Below are 11,218 nucleotides of genomic sequence, written 5' to 3' on the forward strand. Positions count from 1 at the left end.
CCCCGGCGGCGTCGGGCGCGCGTCCGGCGGCCTCGTCGCGCAGATCGTCCTCGATGGCCCGGCGGACGAGTTCGAGGGCGATGGCCGGGCCCGCGGGATGAGCGGCCACCCGGACGAGCACCGCCTGGTCGGCTGCCCCGGTGGACGCCCCGGCGAGCAGCCGGCGTCGGACCCGTTGGGCCCGCACCATCGCGGTGGTCGCCGAGACCAGCTCCCGGAGGGCCCCCGGCGACGCGAGCGGCGCGACCGTCAGGGCGGGCACGCCAGCCGGACCGGGTGTGCCCGCCGACGCGGGCGTACCACGCAGATCGGCCGGGACACGCAGATCGGCCGGGGCAGGCAGATCGGCCGGGTCAGGCGGACCGGCCGGGGTGGCGGGACCGGTGGGGGCGGCGACCGGCAGGCAGGTGGCGAAGAAGGCCGGGCCGGGGAGGTCGGCGAGGGTGAGCAGGGCATGGTCCGGGTCGTCGAGATGGTGGCCGGGCCGGTACGGTCCGGCGGCAAGATGCCGGACGATCTGTGCGGCGGTCAGCCCGTGGCGTCCCCGCAGGTCAAGGAGCAGCGCGCGGTACTCCGCGGCGCCGCGCGGCAGCGGCGGCAGCCGGGCCGCCCGGTGCGGGCCGGGGAGCACGACCTCGGCGTCACCGGGCCGGGCCCGATCTGTGTAGGCGAGCCGGATGCGGTGGGTGCTGCCCGCGTCCGCCCAGGTGCTGGCGACCAGACGCGAGCGCTGCCCGTACGGCAGCAGTGCGGCCACCGCGTCGAGGAACCGCAGCCGCTCGCTGATCCGCACCGTCGGGTCGGATGCGGGCGCCCCGACCAGTGCCACCGGCTGGCGCAGCAGCAGCGCGGCGATCCCCGCCGCGAGGCGGAAGGCCTCGTCGTCGGCGTCGAGCGGCGCCGCGATCGCGTCGGCGTCGAAACCGAGGGTCAGGTCGAGCGGGATCGTGCCACCCGCACCGGTGCCCACCGCCTGCCCGCCGAGTACGGCGCCCACCGCCGGGTCGTCCCGCAGCGTGCGGAACAGGCTCTGGTAGCTGACCGGGACGGCGGCCAGCGACGCGAACGGCGCGCACAGGTAGGCGGTCGCGGACACCGGCCGGCCGGCCGCGTCCCGCAGCCGGGTCCAGTCGCAGACCGCGAGACCCTGCACGGTTGCGCTGCCGGCCGGCGGCGCCGAGCCCGGACGCAACGGGGCGTAGCTGATCGTCGCCCACGGCAGGGCGGCCGGTTCGGACTCTCGGGACGGCGCCGGCGGTGTGCCGGGAACGAACCGGCGCAGGATGGCGTCGTAGTCGGCGCGGCTGAAGTAGGCGCCGCTCGCCCGCAGCACACGGTAGTCGTCGGCCGAACCGGCGATCTTGCCGTAGAGGGCCCAGCCGGCCTCGACCCGCCTCCCCACCGTGCCTAGTCCCCGTCACCCGGGCTGTGGGTGCCATCGGTGACGATCCCGCCGCTGGTGCGGTCGTCGTCGCGGTGCCAGGGTGGGGGCGGGCCGTAACCGGGGGACGTGAACGCCTCGTCCTCGGCACGTGGGGGCGGCATGTCGGGGGCGGGTACCGGCCCGCGGCCGGCAGGTGCGGTGGGGGCGGTGGGCTGGCCACCGCCGACCCGGGCCTGGTCGGACGGATCCGGCTCGGCGGACGGCGGCGGGGTGGACCGGATCGACTCGGTCAGCCAGAGAAACGGCTCGATCACTCCGGTCGGGCGCAGCTCGCCGCGGATCCGCGGCTGACCGCCGACCTGTTCGACGTTGTCGAAGTCCTGAATGCGGAACATCCCGCTGCGGCCGACGTAGAAACCAATCGACGAGCTGGCGAAATAACGAACCCGGCCGGGATGGAAATGCCGTTCGATGCTGCCGCGCACCTTCGGCCCGCTGCCGGCGTGGCGTCCCATGGTCTCCCGAGAACACAGGTACTGGAAGAAGTCGGCCGCATCCTCGCAGGTGACGAGGGGGAGCATCGCCTCGTCGTCGCTCGCGGAGACGAAACCACCGTCGTAGGCGCGGTGGAACACCCGGCGGTCGTCGAGCTTGGTGATGCACACCGCGAGATAGTGCGGCAGTTTCCCGTCGGGCATCCGGCCGAGCTCGTCGGCGCGCTGCAGCACCCGTTCGAGCATGGTTTCCAGATACTGGTACGAGTCGCGGTCACCGAGTTCCCGCACCGGGTCGAACAGGTAGACCATGCCGTCGGCGCGGGCCAGATGGTCGACGAGCTTCTCGACGGCGTCCCCGGCCTCCGCCTCGCCCGCGAACAGGTCCTCGGACGGAAACAGATCGTCCGACGACCCGGCCGCACCGGCACCGAAGCCAGGGCCGAAGCCCGAAGCGAAGGCCGAACCGGAGTCGCGGTCGTCGTCTCCGGGTCGGCCGAGATCCACGCCGAACACCGACGGGTCGTACATCCGGCCGCTGACGTCCATCAGCGTGAGCTCGAACTCGATGCGGCGCGCGGGTCGACGCGCCAGCCGGCGCAGCACCCCGGAACGCCGCGAACGCAGCAGCCGCAGCGACAGCTCCTTGGCCTCGTAGGCGGTGGGCGCGGGAAACTCCCGCCGGGCGAGCTGCGCGCGGGCCCGGGCCAGAAACGTCGTGGTCGTCGGGTTGCCACTGAACAGGACCCAGTCCCGCCCGTCCCCGGTCGACTCGGACAGGGCGCTGTGCAGGGCGGCGAGCATCGTCGTCTTCCCACTGCTGGTCGCCCCCCACAACCCGATCCGACTGGTCGTGCGATCGCCGTCGTGGCGGCCTCCCCACCGGGAAGCGCGCAGCGGCACGGTCGGATCACTCACCCGTGCCCGTCCTTGGCCAGGGCGTCGGCGACCGGGGCGGTCAGGGTTGACGCCGGTTTCTCGTCCGGCTGGGGGGTGCCCTTGGACGTGCGGTAGCTGACGAGCACGACCCTGCCGTGCTCGTCGGTTTTGGGCAGGACCCGTACGGACCAGCTGGCGCCGCCGGTGGAGGCGTCGAGGGAGGCCGTGTCGTTGGTCCACATGGCGGGGATCTTCGACAGCCCGGCCAGGGCCCACGGGGACGGCTGGTGGGTGGGATCGGATCGTGGCGCGGTCGATCCTGGTCGATGCCACGGCGTTGCGTTGTGTCGTGCCTGGGTTTCCGGTCCGCTCTGTGTCGTGAGGAGGAAGGGAGGTGGCGACTTGTCGGGTCGGGCCAGGTCGCTGGGTTTGGCGTTGTTGATGAGGCCGGCGAGCACGGTGGCGAGTTGCAGGGGGCTTGTGCGCAGGCAGCCGGTGTCCCCGTCGCAGGTGGGGTTGTTGCTGGTCTGCAGGCCGGAGGCTTCGGTGATTCGTGTTCCCAGGCCTTCGTCGTGTAGGGCGGTGCCGGCGGGTCCGGTGAGCATCCACCGATCGATCAGTGTGCGGACGGCTCCGGGCTGCGGACTGCCCACCGCGCCGCGGGCCAGGATGAGCTTGGCCAGGCGCACCGCGCAGCTGGGTGCCGGGGCGAAGTGGGGGGTGTGGTTCTGCGGCTTGTTGACCTTGTCGAGGTGGTCGAGGGTGATGCAGCCCTGGAAATCTTCTTTGATCATGGTGTCGGCCGCGCTGAGGACGAGCGCGAAGTGGTCGTCCTTGGCCAGCGGGCTGGCTATGGCCTGGTTGATCAGGTCTGGCCGGACGTCGAGGTAGTTCGCGATGCCGGCGCGGTTGCGGGTCAGTGCGTCGGCGCGTAGGTCGGCGAGCAGTGCCTGGGCGAGGGCGGGGCTTGCGTTCAGCAGGTCGCTGATCAGTTTTTCGCCGGTGGGCACCGCCGTGGACCACTGCGGCGCCTCGTCGCCGTCACCCACACCCGCCGGCACCCCCGCGTCCGTGCCCACGGAGGCGGACGCGGCGATCCTTTCCTGGGGCAGGGCGCTGCCGGATTCCTTGGGATTGCCCGGCGCTGTGGATCGTGGTCGGTTGGTGGGAGGTGCCTGGTGCCCGGGCTGCGGCGGGGTCGCCTCGTCGGACGGCGGGTCGGCGGCGGAGAGGTAGGTCGTGCCGGTGCCGTCGGCGAGGACGAGCAGGCGCCCGTCGCTGATGTCGATCGCGACGGTCCCCGCGCGCACGCCGTTGGGCAGGGCGTAGATGGCGTTGTTCGCGGCGGTCTGCGCGTCGACGTCCAGCGTGGACACCAGCTGTGCCGTCGGACAGCCTCGTCCAAAGCTGAAGGTGGCGCCGGTCACCCGGTCGGATGCCTGTGCCGGGCATTGGTACGTTGTGGTGACGGTCCCGTCGACCGCACGCCTGGTCGCGTCGTCGACCAGCGCCGCCGGCTGGGGCCACCGCACGGAGAGTCGGACGGTGCGTGCCGTGTTGGCGGCGGTTGTGGCCAGGATGTTTCCCCGGTCGGCCGTCGCTCGTCTGTGGTCTGCGGCGGTGGCGGACAGTGGTACCGCGACGAGCATCGCGATCACGGCCAGGCCCACGACCACCGGTTCCACCACTAGGCCGCCGACGCGGGTGCGCAGGCCGTCCAGGAACGAGTCGGCCGCAGCCTGGGACACCCGCTGCGTCGGTATGACGCTGCCCGGGTGGGGCGCGGGCTCGGACGGGGCTGTGTCGGCCTTGCGGCTGGCGGCGCCGAGCAGGGCGCCGATGGTCCAGAGCAGGGCGATGAGGCCGAGGTTGTCGGGGGCGATGGCGGGCGGGGAGACGTCGATGTCGAGGGTGGGGTAGAGCAGGGCGAGGACGGGGAGGGCGAGGGTGATCAGGGTGGCGGCGGTGAGCCCTTGGGCCCAGGCGCCGAGGAGTCCGTGGCCGCAGCGGGTGGCGAGTCGGACCAGCAGTACGCCGATGAGGATGGTGACGGCCAGGACGAGGAGCAGTCCGATCAGACCGAGTTCTTCGGCGACGACGTTGAGGGCGTACCGGCTGGGCACGGTGCCGTGTGAGCCGTAGGACTCGACCAGGCCCTGGCCTGGTCCGCGGCCGAAGGCGCCGGCGCGGGCCAGGGCGAGGGCGGCGTGGGCGTCGGGGGTGTTCGGGTCGGTGTAGGGATTGTGGACCAGGGAGCCAGACAGCGTGGCGAACAGTGCGTAGCCGGCGAGGATGGCGGTGAGTCCGATGGCCGGTGCCCGGCGGCTTCCGGTGCGCACGGCGACGAGCCAGGTCAGTCCGACGGCGGCGGCGACGGACGGGCTCGGATCGTCGGGTCCGAACGCCAGGACCAGCCCGGCGCCGCCGGCGACCAGGACCAGCATCAGGTAGACCGGGACACCCCGCTGGTCGTCGTCGATGGGCCGGCGGGTCCACATCGCCGCGATGACGGCGAAGGCGGTGACGGTCAGCAGCGGCACGAGGGAGGCGGGCCGGATCTGCTCGGCGCCCCAGCCGAACCTGGCGTCGTTGTCCCGACCGAGGATGGTGAGTACCACGACCGCCAGCGCCGCCACGACGATCGCGACGCCGGCCGGGCCGGGACTGCCCCGGCCGTCGGCGGTGATCCGCGCGACGCGCTCGGGCTGTAGCGAGCGCACCAGCACGACCAGGGCGACCAGACCGGCGCTGCCGATCGCGAGAGACACGGTGAGCCCGGCCAGCGGAACGCGGGAGCTGCCCGCCAGGCCGGACAGGCGCAGTCGGACCAGCACGCCGACGGCCACCAGCAGGTAGACGCCGCCGACCAGGGGCACCGCAAGCCGGGCCAGATCCCCGAACTCCGGCCGGCGGCCCAGTGCCAGGCGGCCCGTCGTCCAACGGCCCGTCGACGAGCGGCTCGTCCGTTCCCGGCCTGTCGTTGGACGAGCTGGTGACGGAGCAGGCCGGGCGGGGAGGTCCGCGACGGAGACGGTTGCCCGCAGAGTGATCCAGCCGGCCAGGGCGATGATCACCACGACGGGCCCGGTCACGGACAGGCCCAGATCCGGCCGGTGCCGCTGCAGGCCGGCGACGAGCAGGTAGGCGATCAGCGCCGGCACGAAGGCGACCGCCCCGGTCCAGGCCCATCGAACGGGCGCGCCGAGCAGCCCCCAGATCCCAGCGGCGGGGACCGGACTGCGCGACCGGCGCGTCGTCACTGCTGCCCACCGAAGAACGCCAGCAGGATCAGGAAAACGAAGACGACACACATGACGACAAGCGCCCGCACGTCCCCCTGGCGACCAGGCACGGTGGCCCGTCCAGCTTCGTTGCTGCCTGTTTCGTGCGGCTGTGCGACGACGGCACCAGTCCGTGGCAGCGGCCCGGTGTGGGAACCGGGGTGCGGACGCACGGTCTCGTTCGGATCGGGCCGGCCCGATCCGAACTGACCGGCGGGCACATTCGTCGTCGGCGGAAAGGTCGTCAGTCTGTCCTGCAGACTGTCGATGTCACGCCGCAGGGAGGCGTTTTCCGCGGCGAGACGCTCCTTCTCCTTTTCTTCCTTCTGCGCGTGCAGTTGGAGCGCTGCGAGCTGCGCGTCTTTCTGTTCTTTCTCGTCCACGACCTTCTTGTGTGCCTCGACCCACCGATTCTGCTGAGCGGTGTTGGCCTGACGCTCGTCGTTGCGTTGCTTCTCCAACTCGGCGACCTGGCTGCGCAGCGCCTCCAGGGCCTGCTGCGAGGCAGCCTCCAGTGCTCTGACCTGCTGGTTGTGGGCGTCGGTGAGGGTGCGCCGCAGGTCTTCGGTGTCAGGTTCGGGGGCGAAGCCCTCGGCCCACGAAAGCAGGTCGTCGAGGGTCCTGATCCCCGCCGTCCTCACCAGGGCTGCCCAGGCGGCGGCGTCCTGGGAGTTAACGTAGGCGCGCACCAGGTTCGCGATGTTGATGAGCTGCGGAGATTGATGGGGGTAGCTGCTCAGGTCGACATAGCCGTCGGAGGTGGTGTGCCCTTCCGGCAGCATGAAGGTGATGCGGACACCGGAGTGCTGGACTGGTTCGCCGGTCGAGAAGCTCCAGTCGCTGCTGGCCCATTCGCGCAGGATTTCCCGGGCGGCGATCAGGAGCAGTGTCGGTTCGTGGGTGTGGCCGGTGACGGCGAGTGGCGCCGAGCCGACGTCGACCAGGGCGGCTACCAGGCGGGTGAGCTCCTCCTCGATGCTGCGGGAGCGGGCCAGGAGCTGCTGCTGACGCAGCTGCTCCTCTGCCTGCTCGAGAAGGTGCCTGCGGTCGAGCGGGTACAGGGTGGGCAGTGGGCCGCCGCGCCACCAGTGCGGCCAGCCTGATGCCAGCCCCAGCGCGATGCCGGCGAACACCTCGCCGACCAGGACGTGTGTCGCCGCCGACAGGCGATGGGGGCCGGCGTCCGGAAAGCGGTGCAGGACGAGGCCGCGGCCGTCCGATGCCTTGGCGTAGCAGAAGCTCGAGCCGACGTGCGCGTCCTGGTTGCGGTAGGCGGCGTCGGCAAGGGTGGACAACTGGCTGCTGGCGAACACGCGGTCGTCCGGCGGCAGCGTCGACGCGGCCGGGCGGAACCCGCCGGCCTCCCGGTCGTACCGCAGGATCACCTGGTGAACAACGCCTTGATCCATGCCATCCATCGGACCGTCAGTCCCCCCGTGCGTGCTCGTTGTGCTCCTCGATCATGGCCAGGAGGGCCATGAGGGGCTCCAGCACGCGCCGTGGCCGTGCCGGTCGGACGAATCGGCCTGCCTTCGTGGTGCCGTCGGCCGTCAGATAGGACGCGCCGCTGGCCGAGACGAAGTGCAGGGTGCACCACTGGAACCGGTCGACCGGTGCGAGCCAGGCGGTGGCCCGGCGCTGGTGCAGGAACGCGTAGGCGTCCTGGCTTTCCTGCCGGATCGCGTCCCGGTCGACGCCTGCCGGTGTCGGCCGGCTCAGCCACCGGTCGACCGGCGAGGTGAAGCGCAGCGTGTCCGACTTGGTGATGGCGATCGCGGCCGGGACCCGCAGCCGGCCGCCCTGCATCGGGCGGAAACGCAGGCCGGCGATCGTGGCGCTGAACGTCGGGTCGTCCAGGATACCGGTGCCCGCGCGGCCACTGCCGTCGCCGATCAGGTCCGGGTCGACGACGAAGAGCAGGCCGTCCACCCGGTGCAGGAAGCGCAGGGCCATCGAGTCCTGCTGTAGGCCCCGTAGCTGTTCGCCGGCGGCGTCGAAGAAGACCAGCGGGAACGTGCGGCCGGTGTTGGTGGTCATCAGCACCGCATCGGCGTAGGTGACCAGCTCGCTGCGGGGGGTGTGTGGCGGGGCGATGCCCTCGTCGAAGAAGGGGTCGACCACCTCGGTGCGGTACTTGTGGTGCTCGGTCAGGTTGACCGGCATCGTGCCCAGCCCACGCGGGCCGAGCCGCTGGCGGTCGATCTCACCGGACATGGCGGCGAGCAGGCAGGTCTTGCCGGCCATGGTGGTGCCGACGAAACCGATCACGACCGGCCGGTCATACAGGACGAAGTCCACCGGGAAGTAGTGCGGCACCCGGTTGATCTCGTTCGGGCAGCGCAGCACGGCACCCTGCACCTCGGCCGCCCACTTCGCGCTGTCCCGAGGCGGCAGGGTGATCCGTGCGGTCGGTCCGTTCGCCTCGCGGCGGTACGCCTCGCGCCCGTCCCACTCGAACTCCTCCAGGCAGATCACACAGGTGACCGTCTTCGTGTCCGGGGACGTGGTGTTGACGGGCATCGCGGTCACCTCCGGTCCCGTCGGCGCCGTTTTTGCCGACGTTCGTTGTCCGCGGAATGTCTGCCGTGGGGCGGTGGCTGCGTCTGCGTCTGCGTCTCCGGATCGGTCATCTCGTGCGGGCCGGTGTAACCGCCCTGACCGGGTGCGGTGCGCGGACCGGTCGGGCCGCCTGGGCCGGGTCCGAACGTCCGGTGGCCGCCCGTCGGCCCGTTCGGTGGCGGCGAGGACGGTGGTGGCGGGATGGTCGGACGGGACGGCGCCGGCTGCCCCTTGGCGGCCATCAGCTGGTCATAGGCGCGGCGGCCTTCGGCGAGGGCGTCCGGCTCGTAGCGGGGCAGCTCGTCGGGCCGCATGACCTGCCCGAGCCGGCGCAGCACCTCGGTGGCGGTCGGTCTGGCGTCCGGGGCGTCGAACACGCCCTGCAGGATCTGCCCGAGCCACGGCATGCCGCTGGCAGCGATGTCGGGCCGGCCACCGAGTCCGACATGCAGGCCGTTCGGGGTGACGACGCTCAGCAGCGCGCAGCCTGCGGCGTACAGGTCGTCACCGGCATCGACGAACCCGCGACCGAGAATCTGCTCCGGCGACGCCCATTCGCGGGGTGTCCGCTCGGCCGGCACGGTGATCTGTGCCAGCCTGGAGCGCGGTTCGCCGAGGCGGCGCGCGTACTCGAACCGGTTGATCTGCAGCGTCCGGCTGGTGGCGTCCCAGTGCAGGGTGTTGCCGCGCAGCTGGCGGTGGGAGATCCCCAGCTGCTCGAGCAGGATCAGGCCCCGGGCCAGGCCCCGGGCGAACTCCTGCAGGTCGTCCGGCGAGGACAGCGGGCTGGTGAGCTCGTCGATCGGTACCCCGTACTCAGCGGTGATCGCGAACGGCTCCTCCTGGTCGACCTCGTAGCCGAACAGGCGCGACAGCTGCCACGGGTAGTCGGCGGCGCCCGGTTCCCACGGGAAGTGCCGGTCGGCGCCGAAGCGGCGCAGCATCCGGAGGCCGGTGGCGATCGCGTTCTCCAGCGGTAGTTCGGCGTTCTCCCCGCCGATCGCGTAGCGGATGGCGATCGGAAAGTTCTGGTAGAGCCCGCGCCGGGTCCGGAAGTTCCTGGTCTCGTCGGGCGGCCCCGGATCCATCTCGACCTCCCAGACGGTTCGCGAACCATCCGGACGGCGAAACGCCAACGTCTCGAGGTCGCTCACCGCGTCTGCTTACCGTTCGGGCCGGTCTGCCGATACGGCCCCTGCGGATCGGCGGCGGCGATGCGCTGGGCGCGTCCCGGCTGGTGGCCGAGTGGCGGGCGCTCCGGCGGACCGGTCCGCTGCCCGCCACCGGTGCCGCTCGCGCCGTCCTGCCGGCCAAGACCGCGGCCGCCGGGTTCGTCGCCCGGGCTGGTCGGGTCGGGCTGCCAGCGGGAGCCGGGCCCGCTCGGGAGACACCACAGCCAGGCGACCAGGATGCCGAGGCCGCCCAGGATCACCACAATGATCAGAAGCTGGAGGATCACCAGAGATCGTCATCCTCGGTCGGCGTGTGCTCCGGTCGTGCCGGCGCCGGATCAGGCACCGCCGTGGGTGTCGCCGCGGGCAGGTCCGGCCGCGGCGCGGTGCGCACGTCCGACGGGACGGGTCCGGCCGCCCCCGGCCTCGCCGCGGTCAGCGGAGCCGGCCGCACCGGCGGCGACGCCACCAGCGTCTCGACCGCCTCGGGAACAGCCCTGGCCGCGGCGTCCTCGGCGGGAACGGTTGTGGACGGGCCCGGTTCGGCCGGGATGTCCTCGGCCGGAACAGCCCCGGCGGGGACGTTCTCGACCGGGGCCGAACTGGTCGAGGCCGCGGCGGCCGGTGATGCGCCGGGGGCTCCGACGGTTGTCTCGCCCGACCAGACCTCGTCCGCGGCCGTCTCGGCGGGACGCCGCGTCGGCGTCGGCGTCGGTGGTGCGGGGGGTGCTTCGCCCGCCGGCGGGAGGCCGTCGTGTTCCGGCGACGGCGTCGACTGCGCCGGTGGGGGGGTCGGCGTGGATGCGGGTCGCTGCCGCGGTGTGGGCGGGGGGCTCGCCCGTCGGGCGGATCCGGGGGTGAGCTCGGTCAGCCGGATGAGGCCGGCGATGTCGGGGGAGCCGGCGGCCTCGTCCCGTCCGGGGCCGGCGATACGCGGGATGAACCGGACGAACGTCGCCGTGTCCGGGGTGGGATCGAGCAGGCGCAGGTCTTCCTCGTTGGTGAGTTGCAGCAGATCCGGATGGCCTGCGGTGGCGCGGCGCAGCCGGTCGAGGTCCGGGGAGCCCTGCCAGACCCTGCGGGCGAGTTCGGAGCGTCGACGCGGATCCGCGTCGAACGGCGGCGATGCCAGCGGGCCGCGCTGCTCCAGATGCCGGTCGTAGGCGGTGAGCAGGGCGTGCAGGGCGTCGTGGACGTCCCGGCCCAGGTCGTCACGGCGCATCCGGGCGATCTCCTCGCCATGCGTGTTGAGCACGGTGCGGATGGCGGCGGCGACGTCGTCGGTCACGATCTCCGCGAGCTCCCCCTGGTGGGCCAGCAGGTGGCGGCCCACGGCGGAGCTCACACCGAGGCTGGTGCCATCGCCGGCCGGGTTGAGAGTGCCCGACACCGGGCCGCCGCCGGTCGGGCCGCCGCCGGCCGGGCCGAATCCGCCGGGCCGCGCGGGGC

At 72.6% G+C, this 11,218-nt stretch carries 6 protein-coding genes and 2 pseudogenes; all 8 read right to left on the reverse strand.

Features of this window, described 5'->3' with window-relative positions:
* Positions 1 to 1,402, reverse strand: a pseudogene (locus tag ND747_RS27920) (hypothetical protein); the annotation flags it as partial.
* Positions 1,403 to 1,407: 5 nt separating this feature from the next.
* Positions 1,408 to 2,796: a hypothetical protein gene (locus tag ND747_RS27925; RefSeq protein ID WP_251737246.1), complete on the reverse strand. Its 1,389-nt coding sequence runs from the start codon at positions 2,794 to 2,796 to the stop codon at positions 1,408 to 1,410.
* Positions 2,793 to 6,017, reverse strand: a complete 3,225-nt coding sequence (locus tag ND747_RS27930; RefSeq protein ID WP_251737247.1) for an FtsW/RodA/SpoVE family cell cycle protein — start codon at positions 6,015 to 6,017, stop codon at positions 2,793 to 2,795. Before ND747_RS27930 ends, ND747_RS27925 begins: the two co-directional genes overlap by 4 nt.
* Positions 6,014 to 7,447: a cell envelope integrity protein TolA gene (locus ND747_RS27935; protein ID WP_251737248.1), complete on the reverse strand. Its 1,434-nt coding sequence runs from the start codon at positions 7,445 to 7,447 to the stop codon at positions 6,014 to 6,016. The genes ND747_RS27930 and ND747_RS27935 overlap by 4 nt, the downstream gene beginning before the upstream one ends.
* 16 nt (positions 7,448 to 7,463) lie before the next feature.
* Positions 7,464 to 8,558, reverse strand: a complete 1,095-nt coding sequence (locus tag ND747_RS27940; RefSeq protein ID WP_251737249.1) for a hypothetical protein — start codon at positions 8,556 to 8,558, stop codon at positions 7,464 to 7,466.
* Positions 8,559 to 8,563: 5 nt separating this feature from the next.
* On the reverse strand, positions 8,564 to 9,751 hold the full coding sequence (locus tag ND747_RS27945) for a hypothetical protein (protein ID WP_251737250.1): 1,188 nt from the start codon (positions 9,749 to 9,751) through the stop codon (positions 8,564 to 8,566).
* Positions 9,748 to 10,056, reverse strand: a complete 309-nt coding sequence (locus ND747_RS27950; RefSeq protein ID WP_251737251.1) for a hypothetical protein — start codon at positions 10,054 to 10,056, stop codon at positions 9,748 to 9,750. The genes ND747_RS27945 and ND747_RS27950 overlap by 4 nt, the downstream gene beginning before the upstream one ends.
* A pseudogene (locus tag ND747_RS27955) lies at positions 10,053 to 11,218 on the reverse strand (hypothetical protein); the annotation flags it as partial. The gene ND747_RS27950 and the pseudogene ND747_RS27955, both read right to left, overlap by 4 nt.

This window comes from Frankia sp. R82 (genome assembly GCF_023716925.1).
Classification (GTDB): domain Bacteria; phylum Actinomycetota; class Actinomycetes; order Frankiales; family Frankiaceae; genus Frankia.

Coding starts and splice junctions, on each gene's coding strand:
- ND747_RS27935 (WP_251737248.1), bottom strand. CDS start 7,447: ATGGATCAAGGCGTTGTTCACCAGGTGATCCTGCGGTACGACCGGGAG.
- ND747_RS27940 (WP_251737249.1), bottom strand. CDS start 8,558: ATGCCCGTCAACACCACGTCCCCGGACACGAAGACGGTCACCTGTGTG.